Below are 13,722 nucleotides of genomic sequence, written 5' to 3'. Positions count from 1 at the left end.
GGGATGTTCAGGTGATTGATCAGCGGCATCGAGTCAACGAGGTCACTGATGCCGTGACACGATCCGGGGCCTGCCGGCCGATGGCCGACGCGGGCGGTGCCACCAGCGTCAACAGTGCCACCGATACCGACAGCACCAGCGGTACCACCGACAGCACCGACAGCATGGCGGCGAGCCCCGGCCCGGATGTCGGGCTGTTCGGGCCGTCCAGCATGACCTGGCGGGTACGCAGCGATCCGAGCATGATCATTGCCGGTATCCGCGCGTTGCTCCTGCAGGGCGTGCATCCGCTGGCGATGGCCGGCGTCGCCCAGCATTCCGCCTACCGGGCCGACCCGTGGGGACGTCTGCTGCGCACCGCCACCTACGTCGAAACGATCACCTACGGAACCACGGAACAGGCACGGCACGCGGCCGAACGGGTACGTCACGTGCACGCAGGTATCCGTGGCATCGAGCCCACCAGCGGCCGGCCCTACCGGGCCGCCGATCCCGAACTGCTGCTGTGGGTGCATGCGAGCGAGGTCGAGTCCTTCCTCACGACAGCCCGTCGATGCGGGCTGCGCCTTACCGACAGCCAGGCCGACGCCTACTTCGCCGAGCAGGTGCGTGCCGCCGAGCTGATCGGCATCCCGGCGGAGGATGTCCCGGACAGCCGGGCCGCGGTTGCCCGCTATTTCGCCCGGATGCGCCCTCACCTGCGGGTGACCTCGCAGTCCCACGAGATGATCTCGTTCATCCTGCGGCCGCCCATGCCCCGGTGGGTGTCGCGGACCACGCCCGCGCGCCCGGCGTGGTCCGCCCTGAGCGCGATCGCGGTCGGGATGCTGCCTGGCTGGGCCCGGCGGCTCTACGGCCTGCCCGACACGCCGCTGCTGGACGCCGCCGCCTGCCTGGGCGCACGGGCGACACGTACCGCGCTGCTCGCGCTGCCACGCCGGCTACGGCAGGTCCCCGGGTCGGGGGACGCTACGGCACGCCGCGCCAGGACGCGCACTGCCAGGCCTGTGCCCGACGCCCGGATGATCCCCCGGGACGCTCCGCGGCGCCTCGTGATGACACCGCCGCGCCAGCGGACGGAGGAGGACCCGCTGCCGCCTCAGACCCGCCGCCTCCCAGCCCACCTGACGGTGGCACCAGGCCGGTGACCCCAGCCCGACAACACCGACAGCCAGTCCCGACGACACCGTAAGCCAGCCTGGCGACACAGCGGGGAGGTGTCACGGGCAGCCGGATGTGGCCTACTCTTGCCGATCGTGGCTCAACTTCCCCGGGTAGCGGTGTTCGGTGCGGGTCCGGCCGCCGGTACGGCGCTGCGCGTGCTCATCGACTCCGGGCTGGACGCGCACCTGTTCGTGACACACGATCGCGCGACGCACGACGCGGACGGCCCGGCGACGGCGCCCCCCTCGCCCACCGGAGGACCCGCCGGGGCCGGTGGGGAGTCTCCCAGAACCGGTGGGGAGTTCCCGGACGAGCGGGGCTTCGCCGGGCGGTTCACGAGGCTCGATAGCGGCGGCTACGAGATTCACCCGCAGGACGACGGCCGCCGGCCGTTCGACGTCCGCGGCGGTGACCAGCCGGCGACTCGATGGGACGCCGTGGTCCTCCTCGGCGGAGTCGTCGGGCCTGTCGTCGGAAAGGCCGCCGCGCACCGGCTGACCAGCTCGCCCGCCGTCCCATCGGCGTTGTTCGGCGGCGTTTTCGACCCGGACGCGGAAGGGGTGTACGGATGTGGCGTCCTGCCAAGCGGCGTGTCGCCGGGGTCGGGGCCGGGGCCGGCCGGCGGCACCGGGGCGATCAGTGTCACCGACGCCGTCCGGCTCGCTGAGGCGCAGGCCCGCTGGCTGGGCGAGTACCTGCGCGGCCGCTATCTGCTGCCGCCACGATCGGTGATGCTGACCGCTACCGGCGCCGCCGGAGCATCGCGGTCACCAGTCGGTGACCTGCGCGGTCGGTGGTCGCGGCCACACCACCGTGGCGGCGTCGACGCCTACCTGCGGTGGCTGGCCGCCGAGGTGCGCCGGGGACGCGCCCGGGCCGCCGCCGGCCGGTATCCGCTGCCCGTCCCCTCCCTGCTCACGACGTGCTGATCTCGGGGCCCTCGGTCCCGCAGAAGCCCGCGGCGGAGCGCGGCAGCCGGGCATAGCCGCGTCCCCGCGGCCACCCGTGGGGCGGCACGGGGTGCGCGGGGCGCGGGCGCGCGCGGCGGGGTGTGTCAGGCGAGGATGGCCAGCCGCTGGGCCGCCGCCCGCAGGGTGTCCAGCCGTTTCGGGAAGGCGAAACGTATGATGTGACGCCCGTATGCGGGTTCGTTGAAGAACGACGATCCGGGGACCGATGCCACCCCGACCGTCTCCAGTAGCCGGCGGGCGAAGGCCACGTCGTCCCCGTCAGGGTCGAACGATCGCGTATCGCACATGACGTAGTACGCTCCGTCAGGTGGCCGGAAATGGAAGCCGGCCGCGGCGAGCGCGCCGCACAGCAGGTCACGGCGCTCGAGGTAGTCGGTGACGATGCTGTCGTAGTAGCTCGACGGCAGGGCCATAGCGGCGGCCCCGCCCGCCTGCAACGGCGCGGCGGCCCCGACGGTCAGGAAGTCGTGGACCTTGCGGATGGCGGCGGTGTAGGCCGGTGGGGCGATGGTCCAGCCGACCCGCCAGCCCGTCACCGCATAGGTCTTCGACAGGGCGTTGATCGTGACCGTGCGGTCGGCGAGCCCCGGGACGGTGGCGGGCGGGATGTGCCCGCCCGGGCCGAGATACTGGATGTGCTCGTAGATCTCGTCGGTGAAGACGAGCGCGTCGTGCCGCTGGCAGAGCTCTGCGATCAGCTCCAGCTCGGCGCGGGTGAACACCTTGCCGGTCGGGTTGTGCGGCGTGTTGATGACGACGGCCCGGACCCGGTCGGAGAAGGCGGCGCGCAGCTGCGCCTCGTCGATGCTCCAGTCGGGCCCGTGCAGCGGGACGAACTTCGGCCGCGCGCCGGAGAGGATCGTGTCCGGGCCGTAGTTCTCGTAGAAGGGCTCGAAGAGCAGCACCTCCTCGCCGGGGTCGACCAGCGCGAGCATGGTCGCGATCATCGCTTCGGTGGAACCGCAGGTCACGCAGATCTCGGTCTCCGGATCCACCGTCCACCCCGGATAGGTACGGGCGACCTTGGCGGCGATGGCGCGCCGGAAGGCCTTCGCGCCCCAGGTGATGGCGTACTGGTTGTCGTCCGCGTCGATGGCGGCCTTCGCCGCCTCCTTCAGTTCGGCCGGGCAGGGGAAGTCCGGGAAGCCCTGTGCGAGGTTGATGCCGTCGTGCGCCAGGCAGAGCCGGGTCATCTCCCGGATCACCGACTCGGTGAACGTCCCGGCCTTCGCCGACACTCGCAACGGGCCGCCCGCGGGCCGGGCCTGGCCGCCACCGGGCAGCCGGGCGTCCTGCAACATGATCGGCGACACGGCCGGCGACACGGCCGAGGGCGCGGTGTTCGGCTGGCCGGCACTCGCTCGCTCTGTCACGAAGCCATCATGGCCCAGCTCCCGCCGGCCTACCGGACAACGAGCAGGCCCCGGACGCTCCTCGGCTGAAACCGCCGGCGGAGCCGCGACCGGAAACAGATGCCATTCACATGATCCATACGACAGCCCATGGGCAAGGATGTGAATCCGGTGCCGCTGTGACAGCACTGAATTCACATCCTTCGGGCACTTCGGAGGGGCCGCCCGAACAGAGGCGTGGCGGACGGCGGCGTTCAGGCGTTTCCACAGGTCACAGCCCTACCCGGACAAACACCAATCAAGATTCTCTGACGCTCCCCAGCCGGGCGCGGGGATACGGGCTGGCGCGGGGGTACGGGGTTCAGCCGGGTGGCTCGGCGGCGGCGACGGCGTCCCAGGGGGCGCGGTCGGGGGCGGCGGCGCGGCCCTCGGGGCAGTGCCGCCGATAGTCGCACCAGGAACACAACCGGCCCGGCTGTGGCGGGAACGCCGTGTCCGGCCCGGCGCCGCCGCGCAGCGCCTCGGCCGCCCGCTCGGCGTCGTCGGCCAGCGCCTCGGCCCTCCGCAGCTGACGTCCCAGCGACGCCTCGTCGTGCTCGGCGCTGGCCACGGTGCCGGTGGGCAGATGGTGCAGCTCCACCCGCCAGCAGGGACGGCGCAGGGTACGGGAGACCGCCAGCGCATACAGCGCCAGCGCCGGGGAGACCCGGGCGTCGTCGTCGGTGGGCGGTCGGCGTCCCGTCTTGTAGTCGACGGCGACGAGCTCGCCGTCCCGGTCGTCGAGCCGGTCGACCCGCCCGGACAGGGCCAGCCGCTCGGTGCGCGCGGCGACCTGACGTTCCACCGCTCTGGGCTCGCGGGCCGGGTCGAGGGTGGCCACGTAGCGCCCGACCATCTCCGCGGCCCGTTCCCGCCAGGTCGTGGACTGCTCGGCGTCCCGCCAGCCATCCGTGATCCACAGCAGTCGGACGAGGTGGGCGGCGCGGGTCGGCGTGCGGCGGGCCAGCGGTTCGTCCCACCAGGCCCGCAGGGCGTTGTGCACGCTGGAACCAAGGGAGTTGTGCGCCCACGCCGGCCCCTTCACCGGCGCCGGCCGGTCGAGATACGCCATCCGGTAGCGGCGGGGACATTCCGCGAATGCGGACAGTTTCGACGGGGTGCACACGAACAGCCGCCGCGGCATGCCGTCCAACTGCAACTGGTCCACGAGACGATCCTCCCATCCGTCCTGACGCCGTCCCGGTGGCGTCCCGGTGCGGTTTCGGGGGGTGTCCTTCCGGCATCCGCCGGACGTCCCGTGCGGCATCCGTGTGGCGCCCGTATGACAGCGGCGTGACGTCCCGACCGCTTCTGGGCCGTGTGAGGTCACGGTGCGAGCCGGACGGACCGCTGGACGGTGGCAATCCCGGCTGGCATGCTGGTAGCCATGCCCGGTGGATCTCCTCTTTGCGCGCGCCGCGCGAGCAGATCACCGGATCATTTTTACCAGGGACCGGGCACGGTCCCTGCACTGCCGCGTATCTGACGCGACACGCCGAGACTCAAGGCCCGGACTTTCCCCGGGCCTGTCCGGCTCCGGGACGGCCGGGTCCCGAATGAAAAGAGCCCAGATGACAAGCCACGCGCTTCCCGCCGCCACGCCGGCACCGGCGGTCTCCTCGATCGCGGACGGCCGGCAGGCCATAGACGAGATCGACACACAGCTTCGCGCGCTCGTCGGCGCCCGTCTGGAGATATCCCAGCAGATTCAGGCGCTGCGTTCCGCGGACGGCGGTCCGCGGATCCAGCACGAACGGGAAAACGAGATCATCACAGCCTGGTCGCGGGAGCTCGGGCCGCGCGGGGCCGAAATCGCCCTGTCCATTCTCACGCTGTGTCGCGGATCTCTCACCTAGGTCCTCGGATCGCGGACGCTTCGGTCTGAGGACACCAGCCGGATTCCCACCGTGAGGAACGATCCCGATTCTCCCGGTGATGTCTTCTTCCTCTGGTGACGTCTGGTGACGTCTGGTGACGTCGTCCGGTCGGATGTACGGTTCACGGGCTCTGGAGCCGCCGGTCGGTGGAGCTGCCGCGTTCGGGCCGCCGATCCCATGATCCGGGGGCGCGGCGGCGCCTGTCGCCGACGTCCTCACCTGTTCCCGCGTCCGTCCCCACCGACGATGTCCCCGCGGACGTCCCCGCGGACGTCTCCAGGGATTCGGCCAGCAGCGCCCGCAGCTCCGCCCGCAACTCGGAGCGCAGATAGTCACGGGTGGCCAGTTCCCCGACCCGGATGCGGATCGCCGCTATCTCGCGGGCGAGGTACTCGGTGTCGTCGAGCTGGCGTGAGGTCTGCTCCCGGTCCTGCGCGAGGTTGGCCCGGTCCCGGTCGTCCTGCCGGTTCTGCGCCAGCAGGATCAACGGCGCGGCATACGCCGCCTGCAGGGACAGCGCCAGCGTCAGAAAGATGAACGGGTAGTTGTCGAACCGCAGGTCACGGGGCACGATGATGTTGTAGCCGATCCACAGCACCACCACGATGCTCTGCGCCACCAGAAAGCGTGCGGTCCCGATGAACCGGGCGATCCGCTCGGCGACCCGGCCGAAGGCGTCCGGTTCGTGGGGACGGCGGACCAGCGCCGACCGGCGGGACGGACTAGGTTGATCGAGCCTGCCCGTACGACGACGGAGCCTCATCAGATCCCCGCGCCCGGGCCGTCCAGACCCGAGGCGCCCGCGTCCCGGGCATCCACATCCGGAGTGTCCGCACCCGAAGCGCCTGCCTTGCGGGTTCCCCTGCCCGGGATGTCCAGGGCTGGGGCGCCCGGGCTCGGGGTGCCCCGGCTCGGAGCGTCCGAGTTCGGGGCGTCCGGGCCGAGGTCGTGTTCCCGCCAGCCGGCCGGCAACAGATGATCCAGTACGTCGTCGACGGTGACCACCCCCACCAGCCGGGCGCCGTCGTCCAGCACCGGAACCGCAACCAGGTTGTACGACGCGAGGTGACGGGTCACCTCCTGTAGCGACGCCTCCGGCCGCAGCGGGGTGATGCCGACGTCGACGACACCGCTGACAAGCGCCCCGGGCGGTTCCCGCAGCAGCCGCTGGAAGTGGACGAGCCCGAGATAACGCCCGGTGGGCGTCTCGAACGGGGGACGCACCACGTACACCTGCGCAGCCAGCGCCGGGGAGAGCTCTGGCGCCCGGATCCGCGCGATCGCCTCGGCCACGCTCGTGTTCGGGCCGACGATCACCGGCTCGCTGGTCATCATGCCTCCGGCGGTCCGGTCGGGGTAGACGAGCAGACGCCGGACCGGCGCGGCCTCCCACGGCGCCATCAGTCGTAGCAGCCGTTCGGCCTCCCCGGCGGGCAGGTCCCCCAGCAGGTCGGCGGCGTCGTCGGGGCCCATCGCCTCCAGGACGTCGGCGGCCCGCTCGTCGGCGAGCCCGCCGAGCAACTCGACCTGTTCGTCCTCGGGCAGTTCCTCCAGGACGTCGGCGAGCCGTTCGTCGTCGAGGGCCGCGGTCACCTCGACGCGACGTTTGTCGGAGAGGTCCCGCAGCAGCGCGGCAAGGTCCGCCGGCCGCAGTTTCTCGAACACCGCGAGCATGTTGGCCGCGCCCTGGTCCTCCTCCGGCAGAGCGAGCCCGGTGACCTCGGCCCAGGAGACCGTGCGGACCTCGCCACGGCGCCGCCGACCGATGCGTACCGCGACCTGGTCGACGACCCAGTCGCCGCCGCGGACCTGTTCGATCGCGGCGTCGACCACGGTGGCCGGGGCGCCGGTGGCGACCAGCGTCACCCGCCGGTCCAGCAGCTCACCGAGCACCAGCGTCTCACCGGGACGCTGGGAAAACCGGCGCCAGCTCAACCTGGCCGAGGACAGCACCACGGCACCCGACTCCACCCCCGTCACCCGACCGATCGGGACGAAGATCGGATGACGCTGCACCTCGACCGCGAGCCCGAGGACGCGGGGCGGCTGGCTGCCGGGCCGCACCGTCACCACCACGTCCCGCAGCCGTCCGACCACGTCACCGTTGGGGTCGAGGACGAGCAGCCCCGCCAGCCGCCGGCAGAACATCCGCCCCGACGCCGCCGTCACCGCCGGCCACCCGTCATGACACCCGCCCCACCGAACACCTGGCGCGACGCACGCCACAGCCAAATACCCGCCGTCACGGCCGACCACCGCAACGGTTGATGGTTCGGCCTCACGGCGCGAGGCTACCCCCACCCTCACGACTCCCGATCCAGGCGATGCTGTCAGCGAACAGAACCATGACGTGGAAAACGTCGCCGTGACTTCGACAAGCGTCTGCGGGTCAAACGCTTCAAAAAGGATCTCTGACGTCTGGGAGCTGACGTGGGCGCCGAACGGCCGGGCGTTGTGGCAGTACGGGGAGCCGATCCCCGGCAGGCCGGGTCCACACGTCATCTGGCTACGAATCGGCTCGCATGACATCTTCGAGGATCGATAGCGCTCACGGCGAGCTGCCCACCAGGGCTGTCACCCTGATCCCGAACCCTGGAGACGGATGCGGACGCGGTGGGCGGCGGTGCCGCTGACCGCGTTTGTGCCGGTGGCGGCCTGTGGGACGAGCTAATAGGGCGCTCGGCGGGCCAGGTCGAGGGCGTAGGGCGGCCAGAACAGCTGCCGCCGGCGAACGTCGATGATCGCGGATGTGACGCACATGAGGCTATATCATGTGCGTCATGATGGAACGGATCGGCGTACGGGAGCTCCAGCACAACGCGTCCAGGATCCTCGATCGGGTCAAGACCGGCGAGACCATCGAGATCACCGAACGCGGCCGCCTTATCGCCGTCCTCACCCCACCCAGCGACCTCCACCAGGCACGGGCACGGCTGATCGACGAAGGAGTGCTCCAGCCCGGCGAGGGCGGTCTCGCCGAATGGGAACCCGGGCCCCCACGCACGGACGGGCCAGCGCTGTCGGAGGTACTCCTCGACATGCGCGCCGAGGACGATCGTTGATCTACCTGGACTCGTGCGCGCTGGTGAAACTGGTCGTCACCGAGGCCGAGACATCCGCGCTGCGCGCCTTCCTCAGCGCGCACGCCGGGTATCCCCAGGTGACCTCCCTACTCGCCCGCACCGAGGTCGTCCGAGCGGTACGGCGCGCCACCGCGGACGACGCCGACCTGTATAAGGCTGCGGTGACCATGCTCAACCGCCTCGACCACATCATCCTGGACCGGCCCATCCTGGACGACGCCGGGGCGGTCGCCGACCCTCTGGTGCGCACCCTCGACGCGATCCATCTGGCCGCCGCGCGGCGGCTCGGCGACAGCCTGACGGCGTTCGTCACCTACGACCGCCGCCTGGCCACCGCAGCCCTCGACTTCGGCTTCCCCGTCCGCGCCCCCTGATCCCAAAACCCTGGGAACGGATGCGGACTCGGTGGGCAGCAGTGCCGCTGGACGTATTTGTGCTGGTGACAGCTTGTGGGACGAGCTGGTCGAGCTAATGCTGGTCAATCTGATGCTAGTTGAGCTAATAGGGCGCTCGGCGGGCCAGGTCGAGGGCGTAGGCCGGCCAGAACCTGCCGGCCGGCGGGCCGCCGTTGCAGGTGCCGTCGGACTCGCCGGGGCCCTTCACCCACAGGAACGCGTCCGCGTGCTCGTCACCGGTCTGTGTGGTCGGACGGGCTCCCAGCGCCCGGCCCGGCGGATTGCACCACTGCTTGTCCGGGGCCGGGCCGTAGCCGTTGCGGCTGGTGTCGACGACGAAGTGGCCGCTGCCGCCGAGCTCGGCGACGATCCGGTTGCCGTAGGCCAGCAGGTCGGTGGTGGCGACGAAGTTCGCCGTGTTCAGGGCGAAGCCGCGCACGGCGGTGACGCCGGCAAGCCGTAGGCGTCCCGCCATCTCGGTGGCGTTGCGCCAGTCCGGCTGCCCCGCGTCGAGGTAGACGGTGGCCCCGTGCTGGGTCAGCAGCGTGCCCGCCTCACGGATGAGCGTGTAGCGCGTCTGCTGGTCGGCGGCGGGGAGGCAGTCCGCGCCGGCGATCGCGTCCGGCTCGAGTATCACCACGGCGGGGCCCGTGCCGATGCCGGCGGCAACCTCCGAGATCCACGCGCGGTACTCGTCCGGCGAGCCCGCCCCGCCGGCGGAGTAGCCGCCGCAGTCGCGAGCCGGTATATGGTAGACGGCGAACACCGCGATCGCCTGGGCGGCCCGCGCGCTGCCGACCCGCGCGGCGACCGTGGCGCGGACCTGCGCGGTGGGGAACCAGTCGCCGAGCCACAGCGCCTGCGGGGTATTCGTGATCTTGTCGAGCAGGCCCGCGTTCGCGGGGTCGCCGCCGCGCAGTCGGGTCGCGGCGGCGTCCGCCTGGCTGTCTGGATCATCGTAGAAGCGGACGCCGGCCAGCGGGTTGCCGGCCGCCTCGCCGCCCGGGATGCCCGTGGCGTCTGGGCTGTCCGCGGCGACCGGGGACACCGGGGACACCGGTGCCCGCAGCGTCCCCACGCCCCCGGACCGGTAGCCGGCCGTCAGGACACCGGCCGCAGCCACGGCGATCGTCGCCACCGCGGCCAGGTGCCGCCAGGCGGGCGTCCCCTGACGGATCCCACCGAGCGGCTCCTGGCAGACCTTGCGAAGAAACGAGAACACCACACCTCCGGAGGCACAACGGGCGTGCCAGCACCCACAACATCAAGCCCCCTGGATGACTACCCTATGGGCCATACGCCCGATATCAGGCGATACGAACAGTGATCGTTGATACTGCGCAGTGATCCCGACACCGCTCCGCGGGCTGGTACCGAACGCGCTCGACCGGGGGCTGCACGGCCCGCTGGCCTCGGCCTCGGCACGGGAGGCAGCAGGCCAGGATGGCGCCGGACAAGGAGTGAGCCACTGGCGTCGCTGGCGTCCGCCCCCGAATGCCGTGATACTTCTCATAAGTATGCGACGACCCGAACATGATTCCCGGCAACCGGTGCGGAAATGGCACGGGTCGACCACGGTATGGCGAGAAAGGAAGCGGACACCATGGGCAGGATCGCGCAGACCGATGGTCTGACGGACGTCCAGGTCGACATTTTGTCGGCTGTGCGCACATTCGTCGACAAGGAGATTCTGCCATACGCCACGGAACTCGAGCACAAGGACGAGTTCCCGGAGGCGATCGTGGAGGCCATGAAGGAGATGGGGCTGTTCGGGATCACGATTCCCGAGGAGTACGGCGGGCTCGGCGAGTCGCTGCTCACCTACGCCCTGGTCGTCGAGGAGATCGCCCGCGGCTGGATGAGCGTGTCGGGAGTCATCAACACACATTTCATAGTCGCCTATCTCCTCATCCAGCACGGCACCCCGGAACAGAAGCAGCGGCTCCTGCCGAAAATGGCCACCGGGGAGATCCGCGGCGCTTTCTCGATGAGTGAGCCCGGCTGCGGTTCGGACGTGTCCGCCATCACCACCCGGGCCACTCCCGACGGCGACGACTACGTGATCAACGGCCAGAAGATGTGGCTGACCAACGGTGCCCGCGCCGGCCTTGTCGCGACTCTCGTGAAGACCGACGAGGGCGCCGACTCCGTCTACCGGAACATGACGACGTTCCTGCTGGAGAAGGAACCCGGCTTCGGCACCCACGAGGGCATCACGATCCCCGGGAAGCTGGAGAAACTCGGCTACAAGGGGGTCGAGACCACCGAGATGGTGCTCGACAACCACCGGGTGCCGGCGGCGTCGATCCTCGGTGGCCTCGACGGCCGCGGCAAAGGTTTCTACCAGATGATGGACGGCGTGGAGGTGGGCCGGGTCAATGTCGCGGCCCGCGCCTGCGGCATCATGATCCGGGCATTTGAACTGGCCATCTCCTACGCCCAGCAGCGCCGCACGTTCGGCCATCAGATCGCCGACCACCAGGCGATCGCCTTCAAGCTCGCGGAGATGGCGACCAAGGTGGAGGCCGGCCACCTGATGATGGTGAACGCGGCCCGCAAGAAGGACAGCGGCCAGCGCAACGACGTCGAGGCCGGCATGGCCAAGTACCTCGCCAGCGAATACTGTTTCGAGGTGACGACCGAGTCGTTCCGCATTCACGGTGGATACGGCTACTCGAAGGAGTACGAGATCGAGCGGCTCTTCCGGGAGGCGCCGTTCATGCTCATCGGCGAGGGTACGTCCGAGGTACAGAAGCGGATCATCAGCCGCGCGCTGCTGCGGGACTACAAGCTGCAGCAGTAGGCCGCCGGGCCGCCGCGGGGCGCATCACCGCGAAAAACTCGCGGAACCGGCGGGGCCACGAAGCCCGCGGAGTCACAGAAGACTGCGGAAAACTTCCCGTGGGAGCTCGTGAAACATCCACGAACTCCCACGGGAAAACGCTACGGGACACACCGTGACACGGCTTTAATTTTTGTGCCGGGTGGTGCCGAGTGCTGCCGGGTCAGGGCGGAGGGCTGCTACCAGCCCCGGCCCTGACGACAGCCGGCCCGTAACACGGCCGGAGCCGTCACCCCACGGCTCCCCCGCTCCACGGATCGTCGCTCTACAGATACTGCTTGGACGGGCCGACCATCGCGCGCACGGTCTTGCCGTCGTGGAACTCCCCGATGGCGGTCATCGTCCAGTTCGGGCCGCCGGGCTGGCGAGCCACCTTGCACATGACGAGCCCGGTCTGCGGTTTCGACTCGGACAGATCGAACCGGACGAGTTCGGCTCCGGTGAAGTCGTCGATCAGCCGGCAGAAGGCGTTGCGGACCTCGGTGAAGCGCTGCCCCTGGAAGCTGTTCACGGTGAAGACCAGGGCTTCGACGTTCGGCGGGAGCGCGGCCAGGTCGACGAAGATGGTCTCGTCGTCGCCCTCACCGGCACCGGTGAGGTTGTCGCCGGAGTGGCGGACCGCGCCGCGGGCGCCCTTCTTGGACATGAACCACACCTTGTCCACGTCCTTGCCCCGGCCGTCGAAGAGGATGCAGGAGGCGTCCAGGTCGATCTGGCGCCCGCTGTACGCCGGATCCCAGCCAAGGCCCATCCGCACCCGGGTCAGCGGCGGGGCGCCGGTTTTGACCAGCGAGACGCTCTGGCCCTTGCGCAGGGAGACCCGGCCCTTGTCCAGGTTCACCGGCGCCCCGCCCCCACCGCCGGCCGGCGCGGACGGCGGCGCACCCCAGCCCTGCTGTGCGGCCGGAGGCTGGGGCTGGCCACCGCCCCAGCCGCCACCCTGCGGCGGCGCCTGCTGCTGGCCCTGCGGCGCGCCCCAGTAGTGCTGCTGCCCAGCGGGCTGCGCCGGCGCCGGCGGCCCCCAGGGCCCCGGGGACTGCTGCGGCTGCCCCCACGGCTGGGTCGGCTGCGGCGGCTGGGCCGGCGGCGGCGCGGACGGTGGCGCGCCCCAGCCGCCCCCCGCCCCGGCGGGCTGCGCGGGCTGCCCCGACGGCGCCCCCCACTGGGGTTGGCCGCCCGCGGGCTGCCCCGCCGGGGCCCCCCACTGCTGCCCCGGCGGCGGGGTGACGATCTGGGTGGGCGGGTCGACCGGCGGGGCACCCGGATCGTCCACCGTGATCCCGAAGTCGGTGGCGATACCTGCGAGGCCGGAGGCATACCCCTGCCCCACGGCACGCACCTTCCACGCCCCCTGGCGCCGGTAGAGCTCCACGAGTATCAGCGCGCTTTCGACGGTCAGCTCGACCGGGTCGAAGCGGGCGATCTCCTCACCCCGGGCGGCCCGGACGACGACCCGCAGCCCGTTGACGGCCGCGAAGGTCTGCGGGCCGGAGCCGTCCAGGCTGCCGGTGACGACCACCTTGTCGATGTCGGACGGTACCTGCGTCAGCGTGAACTCGAGCGCGGACGGCGGGAGCAGGCGCACCCCCGGCCCGGTGGGCTGGTTGAAGAACACGAAGTCGGCGTCGGAGCGGACCTTGCCATTCGCGGTCACCAGCAGCGCGGCGATGTCCAACGGCGTGGATGAACTGATCTCCACCCGTACGTCGGTAGTGGACAACGGTGCGTTCGCGCCCTTGCTCAGCACCTGCGCCATGGTGGCCTCCGCATCTGCCCTGTCGCCTGTTACCCGTCGCCTGTCGGCATGTCACTGATCGGCATGTTGTTCGACGTCCGCGGGCGTGACTCCCGCGAGGCCATCGTGACGGATACCGGCTTCCAGCCGACAACCGGCACCCGGCGACCGCCCGTTCCCCATGACGACAGACGCGTCCGATCGGGTAACGACCCGACCCTGATCCACGGTTCCACCGGATCCGCCTCCGGAAACCCAATTCTC

12 protein-coding genes are annotated in these 13,722 nt (G+C 70.8%); 6 read left to right on the top strand and 6 right to left on the bottom strand.

Features of this window, described 5'->3' with window-relative positions:
• Nucleotides 1-53 precede the first annotated feature (53 nt).
• Both FSYMDG_RS04365 and FSYMDG_RS04360 read left to right on the top strand, forming a co-directional pair.
• Nucleotides 54-1,148 (top strand): oxygenase MpaB family protein, encoded by a 1,095-nt coding sequence (locus FSYMDG_RS04365; protein ID WP_202797674.1) that lies wholly within the window; start codon nt 54-56, stop codon nt 1,146-1,148.
• Between the two features lie 132 nt (nt 1,149-1,280).
• Nucleotides 1,281-2,093 (top strand): hypothetical protein, encoded by an 813-nt coding sequence (locus tag FSYMDG_RS04360; RefSeq protein WP_013872376.1) that lies wholly within the window; start codon nt 1,281-1,283, stop codon nt 2,091-2,093.
• A gap of 125 nt (nt 2,094-2,218) precedes the next feature.
• On the opposite strand, the gene FSYMDG_RS04355 is transcribed toward FSYMDG_RS04360, so the two are convergent.
• Both FSYMDG_RS04355 and FSYMDG_RS04350 read right to left on the bottom strand, forming a co-directional pair.
• Complete coding sequence (locus FSYMDG_RS04355) at nt 2,219-3,436, bottom strand: pyridoxal phosphate-dependent aminotransferase (protein ID WP_050803684.1); 1,218 nt, start codon at nt 3,434-3,436, stop codon at nt 2,219-2,221.
• A 412-nt stretch (nt 3,437-3,848) separates the two neighbouring features.
• The gene (locus FSYMDG_RS04350; RefSeq protein ID WP_013872374.1) at nt 3,849-4,694 is read right to left on the bottom strand and encodes a RecB family exonuclease; all 846 of its coding nucleotides are present in this window, start codon (nt 4,692-4,694) and stop codon (nt 3,849-3,851) included.
• A 403-nt stretch (nt 4,695-5,097) separates the two neighbouring features.
• Here FSYMDG_RS04350 and FSYMDG_RS04345 point away from each other — a divergent pair, with 403 nt between their 5' ends.
• On the top strand, nt 5,098-5,382 hold the full coding sequence (locus tag FSYMDG_RS04345) for a chorismate mutase (protein ID WP_013872373.1): 285 nt from the start codon (nt 5,098-5,100) through the stop codon (nt 5,380-5,382).
• 142 nt (nt 5,383-5,524) lie between these two features.
• On the opposite strand, the gene FSYMDG_RS04340 is transcribed toward FSYMDG_RS04345, so the two are convergent.
• Both FSYMDG_RS04340 and FSYMDG_RS04335 read right to left on the bottom strand, forming a co-directional pair.
• A complete protein-coding gene (locus FSYMDG_RS04340) occupies nt 5,525-6,166 on the bottom strand; it encodes a DUF1003 domain-containing protein (protein WP_013872372.1) in 642 nt (213 codons plus the stop codon).
• On the bottom strand, nt 6,166-7,572 hold the full coding sequence (locus FSYMDG_RS04335) for a magnesium transporter MgtE N-terminal domain-containing protein (RefSeq protein ID WP_013872371.1): 1,407 nt from the start codon (nt 7,570-7,572) through the stop codon (nt 6,166-6,168). The genes FSYMDG_RS04340 and FSYMDG_RS04335 overlap by 1 nt, the downstream gene beginning before the upstream one ends.
• Before the next feature lie 611 nt (nt 7,573-8,183).
• On the opposite strand from FSYMDG_RS04335, the gene FSYMDG_RS04330 reads away from it, so the two are divergent.
• Nucleotides 8,184-8,465 carry a type II toxin-antitoxin system Phd/YefM family antitoxin gene (locus FSYMDG_RS04330; RefSeq protein ID WP_202797673.1) on the top strand — a complete coding sequence of 94 codons (282 nt, stop codon included), beginning with the start codon at nt 8,184-8,186 and terminating at the stop codon, nt 8,463-8,465.
• The gene (locus FSYMDG_RS04325) at nt 8,462-8,860 is read left to right on the top strand and encodes a type II toxin-antitoxin system VapC family toxin (protein WP_013872369.1); all 399 of its coding nucleotides are present in this window, start codon (nt 8,462-8,464) and stop codon (nt 8,858-8,860) included. Before FSYMDG_RS04330 ends, FSYMDG_RS04325 begins: the two co-directional genes overlap by 4 nt.
• Nucleotides 8,861-8,984: 124 nt before the next feature.
• Here FSYMDG_RS04325 and FSYMDG_RS04320 read toward each other — a convergent pair whose 3' ends face one another.
• Nucleotides 8,985-10,103, bottom strand: a complete 1,119-nt coding sequence (locus tag FSYMDG_RS04320; protein WP_013872368.1) for a glycoside hydrolase family 6 protein — start codon at nt 10,101-10,103, stop codon at nt 8,985-8,987.
• 381 nt (nt 10,104-10,484) lie between these two features.
• Between FSYMDG_RS04320 and FSYMDG_RS04315 the strand changes: the two genes are divergently transcribed.
• A complete protein-coding gene (locus FSYMDG_RS04315; protein WP_013872367.1) occupies nt 10,485-11,684 on the top strand; it encodes an acyl-CoA dehydrogenase family protein in 1,200 nt (399 codons plus the stop codon).
• A 304-nt stretch (nt 11,685-11,988) separates the two neighbouring features.
• On the opposite strand, the gene FSYMDG_RS04310 is transcribed toward FSYMDG_RS04315, so the two are convergent.
• Nucleotides 11,989-13,479, bottom strand: a complete 1,491-nt coding sequence (locus FSYMDG_RS04310; RefSeq protein WP_013872366.1) for a TerD family protein — start codon at nt 13,477-13,479, stop codon at nt 11,989-11,991.
• Nucleotides 13,480-13,722 lie beyond the last annotated feature (243 nt).

Source organism: Candidatus Protofrankia datiscae, assembly GCF_000177615.2.
GTDB classification, from domain to species: domain Bacteria; phylum Actinomycetota; class Actinomycetes; order Frankiales; family Frankiaceae; genus Protofrankia; species Protofrankia coriariae.
The sequence above is the reverse complement of the archived record's forward strand: the minus strand, read 5'-3'. Positions and strand labels throughout refer to the sequence as shown.